The organism is Bradyrhizobium sp. KB893862 SZCCT0404 (genome assembly GCF_018130885.1).
Lineage (GTDB): Bacteria > Pseudomonadota > Alphaproteobacteria > Rhizobiales > Xanthobacteraceae > Bradyrhizobium > Bradyrhizobium stylosanthis.
Map to the genome: position 1 here is coordinate 391,357 of NZ_JAFCLT010000006.1, position 20,203 is coordinate 411,559.

The following is a 20,203-nucleotide window of genomic DNA, read 5'->3' on the forward strand; positions in this document are numbered from 1 at the left end:
CAATGAATTTCGTCCCGTCGAACGCCGGCAGAACCGGGCGCGTCCTTCCAAAGCACCTCAAAAGCCTGGAATCTCAATCGATCGAGATCATGCGCGAAGTCATCGCCGAGTTCAAACGGCCGGTGATGCTCTATTCGATTGGCAAGGACTCCAGCGTCATGCTGCATCTGGCGCTCAAGGCGTTCCACCCTGCCAGGCTGCCGTTTCCGCTGCTGCACGTCGATACAACGTGGAAGTTTCGCGAGATGATCTCGTTTCGCGACGAGACCGCGCATCGCCTCGGCCTCGATCTGCTCGTCTACACCAACCAGGATGGTCTTTCCCGCGGCATTTCACCGGTCGCCTCCGGTTCGTCGATCCACACTCAAGTGATGAAAACCCACGCACTCAAGCAGGCGCTCGACCTCTACGGCTTCGATGCGGCTTTCGGCGGCGCCCGCAGGGACGAGGAGCAGAGCCGGGCGAAGGAGCGCATCTTCTCCTTTCGCTCGCGCGGACACGTCTGGGATCCCCGCAACCAGCGCCCCGAATTGTGGAATCTGTTCAACACCCGTATCGGGCCGGGAGAAACCGTTCGCGTCTTCCCGCTATCGAACTGGACCGAGCTGGATGTCTGGCACTACATCCAGCTGGAGAATATTCCGGTGGTGCCGCTCTATTTCGCCAAACACCGCCCGGTCGTTGCGCGTGGCGGCTCCTGGATCATGGTGGATGACGAGAGACTGCCCCTCATTGCGGGCGAGCAGCCAGAATCGCGGCGAGTTCGATTTCGAACGCTGGGTTGCTATCCGCTGACCGGAGCGATCGACTCCAGTGCCGCAACGCTGGAAGATATCATGGCGGAGATGAGATCGACGCGACTTTCGGAGCGGCAGGGCCGCCTGATCGACAGCGACGAACCTTCATCAATGGAGCGCAAGAAGCGCGAAGGCTACTTTTGATGGAAACCCGCGAGCCTCCCGGCGAGGCGACGACCAAGGACCTGCTTCGCTTCCTCACCTGCGGCTCGGTGGATGACGGAAAGTCTACGCTGATCGGTCGCCTCCTGCACGACTCCAGGCTCATCCTTGACGACCAGCTATCCTCGCTGGCGGCGGCTTCGAAGCGCCACGGCACGACGGGAGACGACATCGACCTCGCGCTTCTCGTGGACGGACTGGAGGCCGAACGGGAGCAAGGTATCACGATCGACGTTGCGTATCGCTTCTTCACCACGCCGCGACGTTCCTTCATTGTCGCCGACACGCCCGGCCACGAGCAATACACGCGGAATATGGCGACGGGCGCATCGACGGCAGACCTCGCCATTCTCCTGATCGACGCACGCAAAGGCGCTCTGGCACAGACCAGACGACACTCCCTGATTTGTTCGCTTCTCGGCGTACGCCATGTGGTCCTCGCGGTGAACAAGATTGACCTGGTCTCCTATCAAAGCGACGTCTTCGCTCGTATCGTCAATGAATACAGAGCCTTTGCCGAAGAGCTCGGTTTTTCGTCGATAGCATCGATTCCAATCTCCGCCCGACATGGCGATAACGTTACGAAGGTATCGGACAACACGCCCTGGTATCGCGGGCCAAGCCTGCTCGAGTATCTCGAAACCGTTGATGTGAGCGGCAATGCGATCGACGGTTCGTTCCGCTTTCCGGTGCAATGGGTCAACAGACCCCATCTTGATTTCAGAGGCTACGCCGGCACGGTGGCCTCCGGGACGATCAACGCCGGCGATCCCATCGCCGTCGCCCATACCGGCAAAATCTCAAGAGTGAAGGAACTTCTGACCCCCGAGGGCGCTCAGACCTCCGCCCACGTCGGAGACGCGATCACGATCACGCTCACGGACGAGCTGGACATCGGCCGCGGCGATCTGCTGGCTAGTCCGGAATCTCCGCCCGAAGTATCGGACCAGTTTGCCGCACATATGATCTGGATGAGTGACCAGCACTTCATGCCAGGCCGCTCCTATCTGGCACGCATCGGCACCCGAACGACGCCTGTTACGGTCACGGCCATCAAGTACAAGATCGACGTCAACACGCGCGAGCATCTTGCCGCGCGTACTCTGGGCCTCAACGATATCGCATTCTGCAACCTGTCGACGGACACGCCCGTCGCGTTCGATCCGTACGAGCAGAACCGCAGGACCGGATCATTCATCGTCATCGACCGCGCGACCAATCTCACGCTCGGCGCGGGAATGATCGCGTTTGGATTGCGGCGCGCCTCCAACGTCCCTTGGCAGGCCACCCTGATCGGAAAGTCGGAGCGCGCTGCGCAAAAGCACCAGAAGCCAGCGATCATATGGCTGACCGGCCTGTCCGGTGCCGGCAAATCGACCATTGCCAACATCGTTGAACGCCGGCTTCACACTGGCGGTCACCACACCATGATGCTGGACGGCGACAATCTGCGCCATGGGCTCAACCGCGACCTCGGCTTTACGGAGGCGGACCGCGTCGAGAATATCCGTCGCGCCGGAGAGGCCGCAAAGCTCCTGGTGGATGCAGGCCTGATCGTGCTCTGCTCATTCATTTCGCCGTACCGCTCCGAGCGGGATATGGTGCGCCGTCTGGTGTCCGACGGAGAGTTCATCGAGGTGTTCGTCGACACACCTATCGACGAATGTGCACGGCGCGATCCGAAGGGCCTCTACGCCAAGGCGAAAGCCGGTCAGATCAAGAACTTTACCGGCATCGACGCCCCGTATGAACCACCGGTAACGCCCGAAATACACTTGCAAACGATCGGTCATCGGCCCGAGCAATTGGCGGACCTGATCTTGAAGAAGCTGGCCGTGCGCGGAATCGTAGAGGCAAAGAATTGATACGGCGTCCAAGCGCCAGATTGAGATCACGACATCATTCGGATTTGGTACGCCACCGCCCCACTGCCGCTCGTTCAGCGTCAGGTATCGCCAATGGACGGTGTTAGTTTTCTCTTGAGCTCCCGGCGTACACGTCGCGCACACGGCACTCTCTAACCGATTGAAAACCTGAAACTCTCGCTCCAGCCCATCATGGGCTCGGTGGCGGCGGCCTCGCTCGCCCTGCGCGGCGACGGATCGCATTTCATGCCGCTCGACAATTGCATCGAGGCAATGCGGCAGACCGGCGAGCCATGAATGCGAAGTTCAAGGAGACGAGCCTCGGCGGATTGGCGGTCAACTTGCCGGAGTGCTGAACTTTGCTATTCGCCAACGTCTTGATGCATGGCCCGATGGCGGGCGTTCACGATCGCCCCATCCGCCCCTCGCTCCCCGGGCCAAGTGCCGCCACAACTGAAAAGCTGTGCTCGGCTGCATCGAGCGCCGCGGCGATGTCGGCCTCGCTATGGGCGGCGCAGAGGAACATGTTGTGCTTCGGGTGGAAGTAAACGCCACGCTCGATCATGGCATTGCAGAAGGCGAAGCCTTTCCGGAAATCCGGATCGTCGTCGAATAGAACTGTCGGCATTTGCGCTGGGCCCGACTGGCGAATTGACAAGCCGAACTGCCGCGAGCGTGTTTCCAGGCCCTCCCGCAATAATCGTCCCAAATAGGCCAGGCGGTTCGGAACATCGTCCCGGCGCACGATCTTCAATGTCGCGGCGGCGGCCGCCATGGAGACCGCCCCCGCCCAGAACGAACCCGTCACGAAGACCTGGGACGCCGCACGACGTAGCCAGTCGGCCCCGGTGACGGCTGCCAGAGCGTAGCCGTTTGCGATCGCCTTGCTCCACGCCGACATGTCCGGACGGACGCCCAGCGCTTCCCAGCTCCCGGCGGTATCGAGACGAAAGCCCGCGCGGACTTCATCGATGATCAGCACAGCTCCCTTGTCACTGCACAGACGCCGTGCAGCCTGGGCGAACTCCGCAGAGGGGAGTTCCTGGTCGAAGCCCATGTCATGGCGATAAGCAGAGACCAGGATGCCTGCAAGATCATCCCCTGCTGCCTTCACTGCCCCCTCAAGGCTCTCGACGTCGTTGAACTTGAAATACGACAGATGGGCGCGATCTTCCGCGGTCACACCGAGAAGCGAGGGTGAGCACCACGGCACAGCTCCATGATAGGCACCCTTCGCAACCAGTATCTTCCGCTTCCCCGTCGCCGCCCGCGCGATGGTGACGCAAGTCGTTGTCGCGTCGGTGCCGTTCTTCTGGAACTGCGTCCAGTCGGCATGCCCAACCATGTCCACGACCAACTCGGCCAGTTCGACCATCACTTCGGCGGGACCGTTGAGACAGTCGCCTTCGCGCCGCTGGCGCTCGGCAGCCTCATCCACTTCGGGATGGTGGTGGCCGAGCAGATTGGGTCCCCAACTGCACATGAAGTCGACGTACCGGTTGCCGTCGACATCCCAGAGCACTCCGCCCTCGCCGCGGCGAAAGAACTGCGGGTAGGCGTCCGGCAACTTGGCGGCATGAAGATGCCCCCACATCCCGCTCGGAACGACCTTTTCAGCGCGAGCGCGCAACGCAGCGTCCTGTGTCCTGTTCAATCCCGACATATCGGTCTCCTGATCAATTATGATATATCATATATCTAAAAAGAAGCCGCGAGCCAAGCGATTTTGGCGCGCCAGTGGCACGCTCGTGCAATGTTTCGCGACCTGATTGCATCCGAAACTGAAACGAGAGATCAGTGAGTTGCGGGTGCGCGGACGTTTTCGCCATGGTGCACAACCAGCCCGCCCTATATTATATATAAAATGGACAAGGGGCTGGGCCGGATCGGCAGGCAGACCAAGACCGGTTTGAGGACCTAAATGGCTGATGTTGACCTGAGACTGGGTGATCGCGGGGTAGGACCAGTTGCCCGCGACAGCTTGACGAGCCTTGTCTACAACAATCTGCGCCAGGCGCTGATGGAAGGCCGGTTCTCGCCTGGTCACCGTTTCAAGATTCGCGAACTTGCCGCGACCATGAATGTGTCGGAGACGCCCATTCGCGAAGCGTTGATGCAGCTCGTGCGCGGGCGCGCGCTGGAAATGCAGGCCGGGCGCTCGATCATGGTCGCCCACATGACAGCCGCGCAATATATCGAGCTCCGAACCGTCAGGCTGTTTCTCGAGGGCCTCGCCGCGGAGCACGCGACGACGCGCATTTCCGAGGCCGACATTGACAGGATGGAGGCGATCCATCGCGAGCTAATCAGTGCCGAAAAGGAGCACAGATGGTCCGATGCGGTTCGCGTCAACTGGCAGTTTCACCGCAGCCTCTATGATGGATCGGGACTTCCGGAGGTCCTCGCCATCCTCGACGACATCTGGATGCGCAACGGTCCGTTGCTGAATTTTCTTTATCCGCACGCGCCACCGACCTATCCGAACGAACATCAACATCTAACGGTGCTCAGATTTCTTCGGCAGCGCCGGCCGGACAAGGTTCGCGAGGCGATCCAGGCCGACATGATGGAAGGCGGCCAGAATCTCGTCCGGCTTCTGGAAAAGCATGGCGGCACCTCCAATATCCCACCGGACGAAGACTGAGCAGCAGCGCCTCAACGACGCCGCCTCTGGCGCAGGCTCTTGATTGCGTCGATGATCGCGCGCTCGGACAGGCCGTATTTCTCGAACAGATAGCCGGTCGAGCCGCCTTCGGCGAAAGTATCGCCGACGCCAACGCGGCGAAACGCGACATCCACGCCCTCTTCCAGCAACAGTTCAGCAACCGCGCTGCCCAATCCGCCGATGATGGAATGGTTCTCGGCCGCGACCACCAGCGGTACCGTGCGCGCCAGCGCCACGAGCTCCGGATCGAGCGGCTTTACCGTCGACATATCGACCACCGTCAACGATATGCCCTCGCGAGCGAGGGTCTCAGCAGCGCGTAGCGCAATCGCCACCATCATTCCGCAGGCCACCAGCAAGCCATCCGCGCCGCGACGCAACACCTGCATTTTGCCGATCCGAAAGTCCGACGTTGCCGGAGCCGGCTCGTCCGAACCGTCCGCACGCTTGAGCCGCAGATAGACCGGTCCCTCATGCGCAGCGGCCGCAGCGACGGCGGCGCGTACGGCGCCTTGACCGCGGGGCTCGATCACGGTCATGTTCGGCAAGGTACGCATCAGCGCGAGATCGTCGATCGCCTGGTGCGAGACCCCGAGCAGCGTCGTGAGACCCGGGATGACGCCCACGATCTTCACGTTCGCACGCGGATAGGCGACCTGCATGGCAATCTGATCGTAACAGCGCCGGGTAGCGAACACGCAGAAGCTATGGACGAAGGGAATTTCGCCGCATCGGGCTAATCCTCCCGCGATCCCCACCATGTTGGCTTCCGCTATGCCCACCTGATGAAACCGTTCCGGAAAAGTATCCCGGAACAGATCGGTCTCGGTCGGCAGCGTCAGATCAGCCGTCAGGCAAACGATACGCGGATCGCGCCGAGCGGCCTCGACGAGGGCTTCTCCGTAGTGCTTGACCGCGGGAGCGGCAGCGGCGTCGCGCGCCGTGAAATCGAGAACCTCAAGGGAGGTCCGATCATTCCCGGCCATCATCTTGGTCCCTCCCCGGCAATCTGCGATAGTTCGCTCAGCGCCTTCGCCGCGACCGGCGATGGCAGTTTCAGATTGTGGGCAAGCAGCCCTTCGAGCGACGGCACACCCTTGCCGGCAAGCGTGCGGGCCACCAGACATGTCGGACGTTCCCTGCCGCGCGCGCGCTCGAGGCCGGCGAGCAGTGCGGAGATGTCGTGTCCATCGACGGTCTCGACGGACCAGCCGAACGCGGCGAACTTCGCGTCGATCGGCGCCACCGTGACGACCTGATCGATATGCCCTTCGACCTGCATCTGGTTGTCGTCGACGATCAGGCAGAGATTGGAAAGACGCGCGCTCCCTGCAAACAGCGCCGCCTCCCAGAGCTGCCCTTCCTGCAATTCGCCGTCGCCGAGGAGCACATAGGTCCGCGCCGGAGACCGCCGGCGACGCGCGGCGAGCGCCATGCCAATACCGACAGATAACCCCTGCCCCAGCGAGCCGAGCGTCGCTTCGATGACGGTCCCGACGCGCTCCGATGCATTGATTTCGAACGGCGATCCGTCGCCGCAATAGGAATGGACTGCTTCACGGTCGACCAGACCGCGCGCCGCAAGCGTGGCATAGAAGATGGCCGTGTTGTGCGCGGTGGACAGCAGAAAGCGGTCGCGATCCGGCCATTCGGGGTCCAACGGATCGAGACGCAGCTCGGAAAAATACAGGACCGCGAACAGGTCGGCCGCTCCCAATCCCTGCTGCACATAACCTTGCCCGGTGGGCGCAACCAGATTGATGACATCGCGCCGAAGGCTCCTGGCAATGCGCGCCAGCTCCTCGACATCGGTTGTTCGCGGCGCGGGCTGTCGGTCGCCGCTGGCTCGATCGTGCATTTCTTCTCCTTTGCCGCGACTTCAGCCGCGCGTCGCCGCGGTAAAGCGATCGAGGATGTTGCGGGTGATGCGCTGCGTGAAGGGATCACCGCGCTTCAGTCCCATCACCCACTCGCAAGTGGCAGCCGTCAGCACCTCGCCCTTGCCGCGCGTCATGTGCACCATCATGCCCGAGCCGTACTTGTAGCGGGCGAGCCCCTCAGGCGTGACTTCGCCGGTGACACATTTCACCAGGCCTTCATGGTCGCTGCTGCGCACGTAGTACCGGAAGCCCTCGCCCGGGGGCTCGTCCTCCGCCAGCACCGCCGGTGCCATGGCGAGAATCTGGATGGACTCGGGCTGACCTTCGACGGGAACGGGAAACGGAAGGCCGTGACGGAACGTATAGTCGAGCCCGTCGACCTCGTAGGCGAAGATGCGCTGCTTGTCGCCGAAGATGTCGGCATAGTGCAGTCCGGTGCCGGCAAAGGCCCAATGCTCGGGACGATACACCGTGAAACCTCTCTGGCCGTTCGGCGCAAAGCCGCCCCAGGACGCATAGAGACCGTGCACGCCGTTCACCCCGACGGTCGAGGCGCCGGGCCAGCGGACATTGCGGTCTTCCCACGCCGACGTCATCCGCCGCGCCTTGTCGGTGCCGGCCACGGGATCCCTGTGGACGGCCTTGAACTTGTGGCAGACCTGCCGCTGGCCGTCATCCTCGAGCCGGATCTGCCACAGGAAGTTGGCGCCGAAGCGCGCCTGCCGGCCACCGGCTTCGACGTAGCGCTCGATCGCTTCGCGCATTTCCCAGGTCCAGTACTCATCATGGCCGATGATGGTCACACACGGATAGGCGTCGAGCAGCTCCGGCCGATAGTGCAGATCAGTCTGGGTGATCATGTCGAGCTGATAGCCCTCGCTCTCCGCCCAGAGCACGAAATGGCGGTCGTACTGAGCCCAGCCCGAAGCGGCGTAGTATTGGCCAAAGCCGTTGGCGAAGGCCCATTCCTTCATCGGATAGCGCGGTGCATCGCCCATCTCGGGCGCGGGATCGGCGCAGATGCGCGGCGCGCCTGCGGGCAGCCAAACCACACCACGCGTCCACGGCCGCTGCAGCGACAGTACCGGCGAAGGCTCATCGCGGTTCGGCCCTTCGACGCCGAAATAGTGATTGGCACCTCCGAAATCGTTATAGGCAGTCCAGGTTCCGGTCGGCAGGATCATCAGGATCCTGGCTCGCCGCGTCTTCTCCGTCGGCCGCACGACGAAGAAATGGTGCTGGACGAAGCGGGCTCCATTCGCCCGCTCGCAGGACGACACCACACGATAGAAGCCCGAGCGCAGATCCGACGGTAGCGTCCAACGATGAGAGACCGGCCAGTTGCAGCCGTTGCGATAAGCATCGGGCGGCGTGGTTGCGAACACACCATCAACCGCGCTCACCTCGTGCACCATTTCCGGCTCGAGACCGTCGCGATAGATTTGCAGCCGCCAGGCCCTCGCCGTTGCCGTCGAATGGAAGACGACCTCGTCGCCGGGATCGTACGACATCGCGGCAGTGTAAGTGTAGACCTCGGGTATGGCAGGATCGCCGCGCGGCGCCTCGTACCATGGCTGGCTGCCCCAGTGCTCGTCCGCATGCATCGGACGCGTCTTGCGGGGAGCGACGTTGACGGATCCCATTTCCGGCGATTGAAACTCGCGCTTGTCCGACATGACAGCCTCTTGTTCGAAGTGCCATACCCAACTGGGGATGGCGATATGACCTGGTAAGCCGAAGTCGCCAGCCTGCTAGGCGCCAGCAGGTATGACGAAGGGCCTTGGATCGAGGAATCGATTGACCACGTTCAACGTGATCGTACTGATGTTGTTGTCGTAATTGTTGTGACTCAGCGACATGCCGTAGGTGATCGATCCCGTCGCGAAGACTGCACCGCCATTACCGGTCTCGAAGAACACCATGTCGGCACGCACAAGCGCGTTCTGTGTGCCGTCCAGTCCATCGACTACGGTGCGAAACTCCTCCGGCGTCGGCAGCGCGCCGGCTCCCAGTCCCTCGGAGGTCGCGATCCGCAACGCATGCCGCGGCGTTCCCAGTTCGAGATCATACCGGTCGATCTCGCTGCCGACCGCGCCGTTGTAGCGAAAGCCGAAATCACCGAACTTCTCGTAACGGCCCGTCCCCTCGAAGATGAACGCAACGCGCCGGTCCTCGCTTTCGGCGGTGCGCAGGTAATAGCCGCAGGTGTCGTTGATCATCGCGGAAAACCCGACGCCGACGAGCTTCTGCGGCGCAAAACCCGAGTGCCGCCACAGCGAGCCCGGCTCGCCGGTGCCGGCAAGATGCACCTCGCCCGGTTCGGACTCCCAGGTCCGTGTCCCTGCCATGCCGCGACGCACTTCGAGGGCGGCCCGTGCTGCCGGATGAAAGCCGCAGCGCCAGTAGAACGCATTGCCGCCCATGGAGATGTGCCGCCCACCGGCGTTCTGATACGCCATGATCGCGTTCATCATGTTGAAGCTGAAATATTCCGGATGGGTCGGCGTTATCATCGCACGGTAAGGCGCAAGCGCCCGCGCGCCCTCCCGGTCGAGCTCGACATCCGTGATCAGGTCGTAGGCGATGCCTTTCTCCTCGAGCCAGTCGAGGATGTGGGTATCGTTGATTAGGTTGAACCAGTAACCGCGCGGCCGCATGTTGAGGATGGGGCGCAGCCAGGAGCTGTAGGCGCGGCCCGATCCGTCGACGTGGCAATCATAGGTCGACTGGCCGATCTCGGGGTTCTCCTGCATGAAGACATCGTCCAGCGGCAGCCACAACACGTGCTCCATCAGCGTTTCGAAATGAACCTGATAGAGCCGTAGCGCACTGTTGGCATAGGCGAGATAGGTCCCGACTGACGCGACTACGACAAGATCGGCGCGCTTGGTCTGCCTGCCCGGCGTCACGAAGAAGGTGACATAGCTCTCGCACTGCCCGTCGGGGTCACCGCTCGACGGCGTCAGCCGCAGCGCATAGACGCCCGATCGCCAATCGCCGGGCACATCGAGCACGCAGGTGGCCTGCCACTGACAATCATAGATGTCGTCGCTGTGGAAATGGATGGCGGCATATTCGCGCGGCGAAAGCCGGAAGTCGTGTACGGCGCCGGACCAGTGAAATCCGGTGACGCCTCTGCGAGGCAATTGGTGCAGGCGGCCATGCAGGCAGTTCGGCGAGATGTCCTTGATTGATAGCGTCGAGATGCCATCGGAAAAGTCCCAGAACGCAACGAGCCCGGCCTCGGTCGTGCCCGTCCGCTGACCACAATCGAATACACGCAACTCTTCCGCGTCGAGTTGTCGCGAAAGGATTCGCGGAGCCTCGATCTTGCCGTCGAAGTGAGCGGTATATTGCCGATCGCCGTTCAAATGATGGGCTGCAATCAGGAAAGGCAGTCCGGAGTCGACATCAAGGGTCGCCGGTAGTGCAAACGATTGCGAGTCGGCCGCCGCCGGGCGAACGCCATCTGCCGGAACGATCAGCGAAACCGTGGCCGACGCTTCCCTGAAATCGAGCGCGCACGCTATGAAAGCCCAGACGCGTTCACGCAGCTTGACGTCGAGGACGAAACGAACAGGCCCGCCGTCTGCTCGGCCCAGGACCAGCACCGGATGTCCATCCTCGTCGAGCTCGAGCGCATAACCCCGTCCCGAACCCTGGCACCAATTCCCCATTACGGCCCTGGGATTGTCGGCAATGCGCGTGGGATAAACATAAGCGCCGAAGGACCAGTGCGCAGCGGCGGGCACCAGCACACCATCATGCTCGATGATGGCGTTGGAGCCGGGCCGGATGGGCTGATCGAGGCAAGCATGCTCGCCGTCGATGTTGCTTGACATGATCTCGTACTTGAAGCCGGGGCCGTTGGCGTCGACGTCGCCGCAGCGCAGCCGCAGCACCTCGACCTTGACCTTCGGCCGCTTGCTGCTGAGCTGGAATTTCACCTGCTCTCCCGCCGGCACGCTGATGCGATCGGGATAGCCGAGATACTCGTTGGTCTTGTAGATCACCCCAGCATCTCCGCCGGTAGCGCCACGCTGGTCATCTCCTGCCAGCGCAGCTTGAAAACATGCCATTCAGCCTCTGCGAGCGAGGTGAAGACGCGATCGTCGACAAAGGGCATGGGATCGCCGCGACGCCTGGGGATTCGCGATAGCCGCCACGCCTTTCCGGGCTCGAGCACGATGAGGACCAACCGGCCTTCCGGCCGCCCCCACCGCATCCGCGCCAGAAGCTTGCGCAGGTCCGGACTGTGGACCCCGAGCGGGCTTGCGCGGAATTCCTCCACGAGATCGAGCCTCTTGGGATCGATGACGTAGCGCATCGCGTTCGGGTCACTGGTGTGATCCATCGTCGGCTCCTGTCTTGCGCGCGCAATACGGCTGCCGCGTCGGCATCAGCGGGTCAGCCAAGCCATCCAGCGCTCGCGCAGCGCGTTGCGGTTCTCGCCGATCCAGGCGAAGTCCGGCTTCACGAGCTTTTCGTAGTTTTCCGGTGACGTCGCATAGAGATTGCGCTCTTCCGGCTTCATCAATTCGATGGCCGACTTGCTGGCGGTGGCATAATTGACGGCGCGCATGAACGGCACATGCGCCTCCGAGTTTGCATAGAAGAAGTCGAGATAGGCCATGGCCGCATTGACGTCGGGCGCGCCTTTCAGGATGGCCATATAGCCGGTGTCCCGGATCGCCTGATCCCAGGACAACGCCGCCGGCACACCCTCCTTCACGACGGCCAGCGCGCGCCCGGAGTAACTCATTGCCATGACCACCTCGCGACTGCGCATGATCTGTTGCACTTGGTCGCCGGTCTTCCACCAGACGGAGACATTGGGCCTGATCTGATCAAGCTTCTTGTAGGCGCGGTTGAGATCCAACGGGAAGAGTTGGTCCGCCTTGACGCCATCGGCAAGCAGCGCCGCCGCCGGCACCCACCAGTCGCTATCGCCCGTATCCGGCAAGCCGCGCGGGCCCGGAAACTGTTTCACGTCCCAGAAGTCGGCCCAATTCTTCGGCGCCTTCTCCTTGAAAGCCTCCGTGTTGTAGGTGATCAGCATACCGCCGGTCGTGCGCGCGACGCCATAAGGCTGGCATGCGTCGGAGACGCCGAACTTCTGGACGTTCGGCAGCTTGGCACAATCGATCTTCTCCAGCATGTCAGCGCGCCCGACGAGGTCGGGTCCCGTTGCGGTGACGATGTCGAACTCGATCTTGCCGGTTCGCTGCATCGCCTTGGCGCGTGCCCATTGATCGGGAACCTCGATCGCAACGGGAACGACTTCCACATTCTTTGCCTTGCTGAAAGGTTCGTAGAAATGCTTGGCGAGCGTGTTGCCCATCAGGCCGCCGGTCGTGGCAATCACCACCTGATCCTCGAGCTTTTGAGCAGCGGCCGGCAACGTCGCGGAAAAGACGACGGTCATTGCGCAAGCGGCTGCCGTCAACTTCCACATGTTCTTCGACATCGGCGTACTCCTCTGTTGGCTTGCACGGACTATGGGGTCTTGCTGCGGGATCTGAGGGCATGAGCCCCGAGCAGAATTGCGATGGACAGGACGATTAGCAACGTGGCGATCGCGGGAATGATGGGTGTCAGGTTCTGCTCGATGTCCTCGAACATCCGGCGCGGCAGGGTCTTCTGACGCACACCCGAAAGGAAGAATGACACGACCGGCTCGTCAAACGAGATGATGAAGGCAAACAGCGCACCGCTCGCCAGGCTCGGCAGGATCAGCGGCAGCGTGACGTAGCGGAAGGCGGCAAAGCGCGTCGCGCCACAGCTCATGGCCGCGGCCTCGAGATTGGCATCCACCTTTCCCAATGCGGCAGCCATCGTGAAGACGACGAAGGGCAGCGTAAGCACTGTATGTGCCAGCACGAAACCGGGGATGGTGCCGGAGAGCCCAATAGTCTGGAAGAAGAGATAAAGACCGACCGCGATCGCGATATGCGGCACGATGATCGGCCCGATCAGCAGGACCTGGAACAGGGTCACGAGCCGACTGCGGCCGCGCACCATGGCATAGGTCGCCGCGGTACCGATCACCGAGGCGCAGATCGCGGTCAGGAAGGCCACCTGCAGGCTGAGCCAGGTCGCCGCGCGCCACTGCCGGCTGTCGAAATATTCGGCGTACCATTTCAGGGTGAAGCCGGACGGCGGAAACGCCAGATAATCGTTCTGCCCAAACGACATCGGAATAACGATGACCAGCGGCACGATGATGAAGGCCAGCACGGCGTAAACACAGGCGCCGAGCGCGAGCGATCCCTTGTCGGCGGGCGGCTTCACGACGCTGCCCCCATCAACCGGTCAAAACGCAGGGTCTTGCTGAAGATGACGGCCAGCAATGTCACGAACAGGGTGAGCACGCCCACGAGGGCCGCCGCAAAGGGCCAGTCGAGCACCTCACGGATCTGCTGCGAAACCAGCGTCGAGACCATCATCTCCTGCGGCGAGCCCAAAAGCGCCGGCGTGATAAAGAAGCCAAGCGCCGTGAGAAACACCAGAAGTGAGCCACTGACGACGCCCGGCAGGCTGAGCGGCAGGATGACTTCGAGGAAGGTGCGCCAGCGCGTCGCGCCCAGCACGGCGGCGGCGCGCGTGTAATCGTTCGGAATGCTGCGCAAGGCACCGTAGATCGGCAATATCATGAACGGCAGCAGCACGTGGGTCATGGCGATGACCACCGCGCTCTGGGTATAGAGCAGCTTGAAGGGCTGCGAAGTCAGGCCGAGCCCCATCAGCGCCGAATTGATCAACCCGTTGCGCTGGAACAGAATGGACCAGGCTGCCGTGCGGACAAGCACACTGGACCACAGCGGCAGGATGACACACACCGCAACGAGGGCGGCGACCGCGCCCCTTGCCCGGCTCATATAGTAGGCCACCGGAAATCCGAGGATAACCGACAGCGCCGTCACCAGCGTCGCAGTCCAGAGCGTGCGGGCCAAAACGCGTGCGTAAACCGGATTGCCGACGACGCGGGCGTAATTGTCGAGGGTCGGATGCGGCTCAGTGACGCTGATCACCAGGAGCTGCACGATCGGATAGATGAAGACGAAGGCGATGACGGCGAAGAACGGCGCGAGCAGAAACAGCGTCGAAAGGCCGCTCAGCCGGCGGCCGTCGGAATGCCAAAAGTCAGAACGCACCAGCTTCATCACTCACGCCCTCGATAGAGCAGAAGCGCCTCCATGGGCACGGAGAAGGACGCGATATCACCCGGGGCCAGGTGACCGACATCGGAGGCACCGGCGATGCGTGCACGCATCTCGGTGCCATCGGCAAGGCGCCCGATCAGGAGCAGCGCCGATCCGGCATAGACGATATCGCTAAGCGTGACCTTGATGACGGGCGCTGTGCCGGCACCAAATTGCAGGCGCTCCGGCCGCACCGCCAGGACTGCCGACTCGCCCGCCCTCACCGGCTCGACGACAGCATTTGCCGGAAGGCTCCACGTCTCGCCCCACGGCAGCCTCACCGCGACGGCGTCGCTCGCACGTTCGACGGTAACGTCGACGAAGTTCATCTCGCCGATAAAGCCCGCGGTGAAGAGATTGGCGGGACGCTCATAGAGCTCGCGTGCCGGCCCGATTTGCTGGATCCTGCCATCCTTCAGAACGGCGATCCGGTCCGCCATGGTCAGGGCTTCGCTCTGATCATGGGTCACGAAGATCACTGTGATGCCAAGCTCGGCATGCAACCGCTTGATTTCGAGTTGCATGTCCTCGCGCAGATTTTTGTCGAGCGCACTGAGCGGCTCGTCCATCAGCAGGACGCGCGGGCGATAGACGATCGCGCGGGCGAGAGCCACACGCTGCTGCTGGCCGCCCGAAAGCTCGTTCGGACGGCGCTTGCCATAGCCGCCGAGACGCACCGTTTCGAGCGCGGCTTCCGCACGCGCATGACGCTCGGTCTTCTCGAGGCCACGCATCTTCAGGGGAAAGGCGACGTTGTCGAGAATCGACATGTGGGGGAACAGCGTATAGTTCTGGAAAACCATTCCCAGATTGCGCTTGTTCGAAGGAACGTAGGTCAGGTCTTCGGAATCGACGTGAATGCTTCCGCTGGTCGGAAATTCGAATCCGGCGACGCTCATCAGGATCGTGGTCTTCCCGGAGCCGCTCGGCCCGAGCAGGGCGATGAACTCACCGGCCGCGATATCGATATCGACACCATCGACGGCAGACACCGCGCCGAAGCGTTTCTCCAGGCGACTGATGCGGATCGATGCGCCCGATACCGCTTGTCTGGCCGATGCAATATTCACGGAGACCCATCTCCTTCTTCCGTTACCGTCGAGAAGCGTCGCGCCCTCGGGCCAACCTTCGTATTTGCCTGGAACTTCCTCGATATAATATTTGATATATCAGGCTAGCGTGCAATGAACCGTGCGACAAGGGCCATTTGCGCATCGAGCATGGGCTTTCCGCCGATCGTCCTCGCGCCCTGCCCGGCAGCCTTGGCAAGAAGTCGTGTGAGGGCCGGATTCACAATGATGTCGCTGACCACAGCGCCCGGACCGATACCGTCGATATCCAGAGGCAGCGGATCATCCGCTTTCATGCCGAGCGACGTCGTGTTGACGATCAGATCGAATGACCGCGCCTCTGCATGATCGGCGCTGACTTTCGTGGCTGGATAGTGCTCGGCCACGGCCGCCGCGAGTGCGCGAGCTTTCTCCTCGTCGCGGTTCATGATCGTAAGCTCGCGCGCGCCGGCTTCCGCCAAGCCGAAGGCGGTCGCGCGCCCCGCTCCACCCGCCCCGACCTGGAGCACCTTCCGGCCGCGCACCATGATCTCGTGTTGGGCGAGGCTCGCGATGAATCCCCTCGCATCGAGATTGTCGCCGACGAGCCGGCCCTCGGCCGTTCGCTTGACGAAGTTGACGGCACCGATCATCCGCGCTGCGGGCGTGATCTCATCCAGATGCTCGATCACCTGCGTCTTGTGCGGAATCGTCACGCCGAAACCAAAGACGTTGCGCATCAACCTGATGCTCGCGACGACCGCTCCGAGATCGCCGGGCAGGACGTGGAGCGGCGACACCGCGACGTCATCATCGATCGACTGGAAATAGGCATTCATCACCGCACTTGCCCGAACATGGTCGATCGGGTCGGCCAACACGAACATGATCTTGGATTTGCCGGTGATCTCCATGATTGCTCTCCTCAGGCCGGCAAGGCAGCGCGGCCGTAGCTGCCATAGCGTTCGAGCACCCGCGCCATCTCATCGTCGGGAAGGATCGCAGGCGCGCCGGCCTGGCAGGCCAGCAGATATTGCCGCGCGAGGGTTTCAAGCTTCACCGTGAGGTCGAGGGCTGCCTGCAGCCCTTTGCCTGCGGCAATCATTCCGTGGTTCGCCAACAGACATGCCTTGCGCTTTTCCAGCGCAGCGACGGCGCCGTCGGCGAGGGCGCGGGTGCCGAACGTCGCATAGGGCGCGCAGGGCACATCGTTTCCGCCAAAACTGGCGATCATGTAGTGGAAAGCCGGAATTGGTTTTGCAAGACAGGACAACGCGACGCAGCAATCGGCGTGGGTGTGCACGATCGCGTTCACATGCGGATAGGCATTCAGAATGGCCAGATGCATGTGCCATTCGCTGGACGGCAAGCCGTCTCCGACCACCGTCCCGTCGCGCTTCAAACGAACCAGCCTGTCGGGCGTCGTATTGCCGCTATTGCCACCGGTCGGCGTGATGAGAATGTCTTCGCCCATGCGGCAGCTGACATTTCCGCTGCTGCCGTGATTGAAACCCATGGTTTCCAGGCGCGCAACGACATCCAGCACGGAGTGCCTGAGCTCACGTTCGGTCAATTGGCGTCCTCCGGATGCAGCATGGATTCGAGTGTTCTCGTGAACAGGTCGACCGGGCCCAGCTTGCCCGATTTGAGACAGAGAGCGACCGGATCGTCTTCTTCAGTCACGGCCGTGCCGATGCCGGGCCCGCCATAGGAACCGACCCGCAGGCGCCGGATGCCGAGGTGATCGACGATAGAGCCAGACGTCTCGCCGCCGGCCACGACGAAGCGCCGCACGCCAGCGCGGCGAAGCGAGACGGCTAGTCGACCAAGGATGCTTTCAGCGAGTTGCGCCGCGCCTTCGCGGCCATATCGCTGCTGGGCCAAATTGACGGCGGCGTAAGACTCCGACGTAGCGATGCCAACTGGACCGTTTTCCAGCCGCGGCCGTGCCCAGTCGAGCGCGGCAGCAACCACCGACTCGACGCCACCCGCCTCGAGAAGATCGATGCGAAGCACAGGATGGTATTTCTCGAACTCGGCGAGCTGCTCCAATGTCCGCTCGGCGCAACTCCCGGCAAGAACGACGCCGGCTCCACCGACCGCAGGCAGACTCGATCGCGTCTCCGCCGTCGGGATGAGCCCCTGCGCCCTCCATATCTCCGGATAGTGCTGGACGATTGTCGCATTACCGGTCATCAGCTTCCAATCACTGGTGAGCGCGGCAAGCATCGCGAGGTCGCGATCGTAGATTGTGTCCGCAATGAAGTAGCGGACACCTCGCGCCGCCTCCTCCGCGATCGCGCGTTTCAGGTGATCGAGCCCCGCATCCAAGAGTGGGTGAGCCAAAAGGCCGACCTTGGTTGGGGTCTGCCGCTGCAGAACCCGGACCAGATCCGGATCGGTCATTGGCGTCAGTGGATCGTTGCGTTTGGGCGACTCCGAGATCAACTCGGTGCCGAGAAACAGATGGCCGTTGTAGACGGTCCGTCGGAGCGCCGGAGAAGCCGGACAGAATGCGGTGTATTCCGCACCTGACAGTCGCATCAGCAGGTCCGACACCGGACCGATATTGCCCCGGTCGGTGGAATCGAACGTTGCGCAATACTTGAAGAAAATCTGCCTCGCGCCTCGCGCAAGCAGCGCCCTCGCCGCGCTCTCGGTCTTGGCGACGGCTTGGTCCGCGGGAATGACGCGCGTCTTCTGTGCAACCACAATGGCGGGAGAATCTCCGAGGCTGGCAACCAGGTCGGGGTCAGTCACAAAGCCGCAATCGATGCCGGCAGCAATCAGCATGGCGGCCGTTTCCATGCCGCCGGTCAGATCGTCCGCTATCACCCCAAAGATCGGCTTGGTCATTCGTCCGAAAGCCCTCCCAGAACCCGCGGAGGTCTGATACATGATATATCAAATATTGCAAGACAAGTTCTTCGGAGGCGGGCGAGCCTGCCGGGTTCGATTTCGAGGAGGCCGAGCGTCAGCTTAAGAACCTACGCCGCAGTCATCAGCCACGGAAATCCCGCCGGGATCTGCCGACGCGTACCAACCGACCTTCTGGCTGGCGCCGACAAATCGCTCGACGACATCTCCGGTCGATCATTCAACGGGGAGCAGCGGCAAGCTCGTCACGGCTATCCGACGCTGGACAACGGCACCTTGACGGTCGCCAACTTCATCAACGCGATGGCGAGGTTGTCGAGAACATGATCCCAGTCGCCCTCGATACGGGGGCGGAACAACCGAGCCGATGGGTACCAGGGACTGTCGGCACGATCGAGAAGCCACAGCCAATGCGCCGAATGGCCCAGCAAGATCCAGACAGGGACGCCGAGCCCGCCCGCAAGGTGGGCAACAGCGCTGTCCGTCATGATGACCAGGTCAAGGTTTGCGACGACGGCCGCCGTATCTGCAAAATCCTTCAACTCGGGTGCGAGATCGATGATCGGCCGGCGCAGCTCGACGCCTTGCAGCTCCTGCTCGGGCGATCCCTTCTGCAAGCTGTAGAGCTGCACGCCCGGAAAATCGACGCTCTGCAGAAGGCGCTCGAGGGAAATGGCGCGCTCGGCATTCCGTTCGAATGTCACGCTGCCCGACCAGACGATACCAACCTTCAGGCAACCTGCTCCTTTGCGAAGATAGGGTTCGAACTTTGCCTCTCGTTCCGCCGGTTTTGAAAGATAAGGTTGGGCTGGAAGCAGGGACAGATCCGGTGTGAAAAGCCCGGGAAGGCTGCAGAAGGAGCAGTAGTAGTCGGCCTCCGGCAACGGCTCACCTTTTGCAACGACCCGGTCGGCAACGCCAAGAGAGGCGACCAGGGAGCAGAGCGCCGGCTGGCATTCAACGATCAGCTCGCCGCCCAATCCCTTTACCCGCGGCAGGTATCGCAGCGCCCACAGGGTGTCGCCGAACCCCTGCTCGGCGAGCACGAGCAGCCGGCTGCCGGCGTATGGGGTTCCTGTCCATTGGCGACCGGACACCGACCTTGCGGGGATCTGACCGGAAACGAGGCGGACCTCATAATCCGCCCACCCCTTCCGATAATTTCCCAGATGAAGATAGCTGCGGGCCCTGTCCCATCGGGCGAGGTGAAAATCCGGCTGCAGCGCCAGCGCCCGGTCGAAGGCCATGATGGCCTCTCCGTGCTGTCCGACTTCCGCGTAGCACAGGCCGAGATTGTGATGAAGAAAAGCCTCATTGCTCGAAAGCGCGATCGCCCGCTGGTGGCAGGCGATCGCGACATTGTAGAACTTTAGATGCTTGAACGCGGTACCCAGATTATTCCAAATGCCGGAGCCCATCGGACTGAACTCAAGGGCGTCCCGATACCATCTCAGCGCATCGGACTGTCGCTTCATCGCCGTCAGCACATAGCCATTGGCGTTAATCAGATCGCCGTTGTTCGGATGCTGACCCATGGCGTTCTGGAGCAGTGCCTGGACCTCGTCATACTTCTTGGCCTGGACCAATTCGGTCACCTGCCCGAGAACCTCCCCCACGGAGAGATTCCGGGCCTGGACCGGAGGTTCGGATACGACGCCCTGAACCTCCGGGAACTGATCGACACGCACAGTCATCGGATTCTCAGA

The 20,203-nt window shown here is 62.2% G+C and carries 17 protein-coding genes and 1 pseudogene; 4 read left to right on the plus strand and 14 right to left on the minus strand.

Annotated features, from left to right (window positions below; all coding sequences use genetic code 11):
* The first annotated feature begins 2 nt into the window (after nt 1–2).
* The 3 genes and pseudogenes from cysD to JQ617_RS40040 all read left to right on the plus strand — a co-directional run.
* A complete protein-coding gene (gene cysD, locus JQ617_RS24955; protein ID WP_212028728.1) occupies nt 3–941 on the plus strand; it encodes a sulfate adenylyltransferase subunit CysD in 939 nt (312 codons plus the stop codon).
* Nucleotides 941–2,824 (plus strand): sulfate adenylyltransferase subunit CysN, encoded by a 1,884-nt coding sequence (gene cysN, locus JQ617_RS24960; RefSeq protein ID WP_212028599.1) that lies wholly within the window; start codon nt 941–943, stop codon nt 2,822–2,824. Before cysD ends, cysN begins: the two co-directional genes overlap by 1 nt.
* 198 nt (nt 2,825–3,022) lie before the next feature.
* Nucleotides 3,023–3,180: pseudogene (locus JQ617_RS40040) on the plus strand (L-serine ammonia-lyase, iron-sulfur-dependent, subunit alpha); the annotation flags it as partial.
* 47 nt (nt 3,181–3,227) lie between these two features.
* On the opposite strand, the gene JQ617_RS24965 reads toward JQ617_RS40040, so the two are convergent.
* Complete coding sequence (locus JQ617_RS24965; RefSeq protein ID WP_212028600.1) at nt 3,228–4,487, minus strand: aminotransferase class III-fold pyridoxal phosphate-dependent enzyme; 1,260 nt, start codon at nt 4,485–4,487, stop codon at nt 3,228–3,230.
* A 258-nt stretch (nt 4,488–4,745) separates the two neighbouring features.
* On the opposite strand from JQ617_RS24965, the gene JQ617_RS24970 reads away from it, so the two are divergent.
* Nucleotides 4,746–5,468 carry a GntR family transcriptional regulator gene (locus tag JQ617_RS24970; protein ID WP_212028601.1) on the plus strand — a complete coding sequence of 241 codons (723 nt, stop codon included), beginning with the start codon at nt 4,746–4,748 and terminating at the stop codon, nt 5,466–5,468.
* Nucleotides 5,469–5,479: 11 nt separating this feature from the next.
* Here JQ617_RS24970 and JQ617_RS24975 read toward each other — a convergent pair whose 3' ends face one another.
* From JQ617_RS24975 to JQ617_RS25035, 13 genes are all read right to left on the minus strand, one after another.
* Nucleotides 5,480–6,478, minus strand: a complete 999-nt coding sequence (locus JQ617_RS24975; protein WP_212028602.1) for a transketolase family protein — start codon at nt 6,476–6,478, stop codon at nt 5,480–5,482.
* Entirely contained in the window at nt 6,475–7,347 is an 873-nt protein-coding gene (locus JQ617_RS24980) for a transketolase (RefSeq protein WP_212028603.1), read from the minus strand. Before JQ617_RS24980 ends, JQ617_RS24975 begins: the two co-directional genes overlap by 4 nt.
* 21 nt (nt 7,348–7,368) lie before the next feature.
* A complete protein-coding gene (locus JQ617_RS24985) occupies nt 7,369–9,012 on the minus strand; it encodes a N,N-dimethylformamidase beta subunit family domain-containing protein (protein ID WP_212028729.1) in 1,644 nt (547 codons plus the stop codon).
* A gap of 108 nt (nt 9,013–9,120) precedes the next feature.
* The gene (locus tag JQ617_RS24990; RefSeq protein ID WP_349630648.1) at nt 9,121–11,271 is read right to left on the minus strand and encodes a N,N-dimethylformamidase beta subunit family domain-containing protein; all 2,151 of its coding nucleotides are present in this window, start codon (nt 11,269–11,271) and stop codon (nt 9,121–9,123) included.
* A 107-nt stretch (nt 11,272–11,378) separates the two neighbouring features.
* Complete coding sequence (locus JQ617_RS24995) at nt 11,379–11,723, minus strand: N,N-dimethylformamidase alpha subunit family protein (protein ID WP_212028605.1); 345 nt, start codon at nt 11,721–11,723, stop codon at nt 11,379–11,381.
* Between the two features lie 45 nt (nt 11,724–11,768).
* The gene (locus tag JQ617_RS25000) at nt 11,769–12,836 is read right to left on the minus strand and encodes an extracellular solute-binding protein (protein ID WP_502754892.1); all 1,068 of its coding nucleotides are present in this window, start codon (nt 12,834–12,836) and stop codon (nt 11,769–11,771) included.
* Nucleotides 12,837–12,865: 29 nt separating this feature from the next.
* Nucleotides 12,866–13,660, minus strand: coding sequence for an ABC transporter permease (locus JQ617_RS25005; protein ID WP_063694879.1), 795 nt, complete (start codon nt 13,658–13,660; stop codon nt 12,866–12,868).
* Nucleotides 13,657–14,532, minus strand: coding sequence for an ABC transporter permease (locus JQ617_RS25010; RefSeq protein ID WP_249157536.1), 876 nt, complete (start codon nt 14,530–14,532; stop codon nt 13,657–13,659). Before JQ617_RS25010 ends, JQ617_RS25005 begins: the two co-directional genes overlap by 4 nt.
* Entirely contained in the window at nt 14,532–15,635 is a 1,104-nt protein-coding gene (locus JQ617_RS25015) for an ABC transporter ATP-binding protein (protein ID WP_212028732.1), read from the minus strand. The genes JQ617_RS25010 and JQ617_RS25015 overlap by 1 nt, the downstream gene beginning before the upstream one ends.
* A gap of 110 nt (nt 15,636–15,745) precedes the next feature.
* Entirely contained in the window at nt 15,746–16,534 is a 789-nt protein-coding gene (locus JQ617_RS25020) for a shikimate dehydrogenase family protein (RefSeq protein WP_212028606.1), read from the minus strand.
* An 11-nt stretch (nt 16,535–16,545) separates the two neighbouring features.
* A complete protein-coding gene (locus JQ617_RS25025) occupies nt 16,546–17,193 on the minus strand; it encodes a class II aldolase/adducin family protein (RefSeq protein ID WP_212028607.1) in 648 nt (215 codons plus the stop codon).
* Nucleotides 17,190–18,476, minus strand: coding sequence for a 3-oxo-tetronate kinase (gene otnK / locus JQ617_RS25030; RefSeq protein WP_249157468.1), 1,287 nt, complete (start codon nt 18,474–18,476; stop codon nt 17,190–17,192). The genes JQ617_RS25025 and otnK overlap by 4 nt, the downstream gene beginning before the upstream one ends.
* 272 nt (nt 18,477–18,748) lie before the next feature.
* Nucleotides 18,749–20,191, minus strand: coding sequence for a tetratricopeptide repeat protein (locus JQ617_RS25035; RefSeq protein ID WP_212028608.1), 1,443 nt, complete (start codon nt 20,189–20,191; stop codon nt 18,749–18,751).
* Nucleotides 20,192–20,203 lie beyond the last annotated feature (12 nt).

Bases quoted from the DNA above. Each gene is read 5' to 3' on its own strand.
- cysD (WP_212028728.1), top strand. From the start codon at position 3: ATGAATTTCGTCCCGTCGAACGCCGGCAGAACCGGGCGCGTCCTTCCA.
- cysN (WP_212028599.1), top strand. From the start codon at position 941: ATGGAAACCCGCGAGCCTCCCGGCGAGGCGACGACCAAGGACCTGCTT.
- JQ617_RS24965 (WP_212028600.1), bottom strand. From the start codon at position 4,487: ATGTCGGGATTGAACAGGACACAGGACGCTGCGTTGCGCGCTCGCGCT.
- JQ617_RS24970 (WP_212028601.1), top strand. From the start codon at position 4,746: ATGGCTGATGTTGACCTGAGACTGGGTGATCGCGGGGTAGGACCAGTT.
- JQ617_RS24975 (WP_212028602.1), bottom strand. From the start codon at position 6,478: ATGATGGCCGGGAATGATCGGACCTCCCTTGAGGTTCTCGATTTCACG.
- JQ617_RS24980 (WP_212028603.1), bottom strand. From the start codon at position 7,347: ATGCACGATCGAGCCAGCGGCGACCGACAGCCCGCGCCGCGAACAACC.
- JQ617_RS24985 (WP_212028729.1), bottom strand. From the start codon at position 9,012: ATGGGATCCGTCAACGTCGCTCCCCGCAAGACGCGTCCGATGCATGCG.
- JQ617_RS24995 (WP_212028605.1), bottom strand. From the start codon at position 11,723: ATGGATCACACCAGTGACCCGAACGCGATGCGCTACGTCATCGATCCC.
- JQ617_RS25000 (WP_502754892.1), bottom strand. From the start codon at position 12,836: ATGTCGAAGAACATGTGGAAGTTGACGGCAGCCGCTTGCGCAATGACC.
- JQ617_RS25010 (WP_249157536.1), bottom strand. From the start codon at position 14,532: ATGAAGCTGGTGCGTTCTGACTTTTGGCATTCCGACGGCCGCCGGCTG.
- JQ617_RS25020 (WP_212028606.1), bottom strand. From the start codon at position 16,534: ATGGAGATCACCGGCAAATCCAAGATCATGTTCGTGTTGGCCGACCCG.
- otnK (WP_249157468.1), bottom strand. From the start codon at position 18,476: ATGACCAAGCCGATCTTTGGGGTGATAGCGGACGATCTGACCGGCGGC.
- JQ617_RS25035 (WP_212028608.1), bottom strand. From the start codon at position 20,191: ATGACTGTGCGTGTCGATCAGTTCCCGGAGGTTCAGGGCGTCGTATCC.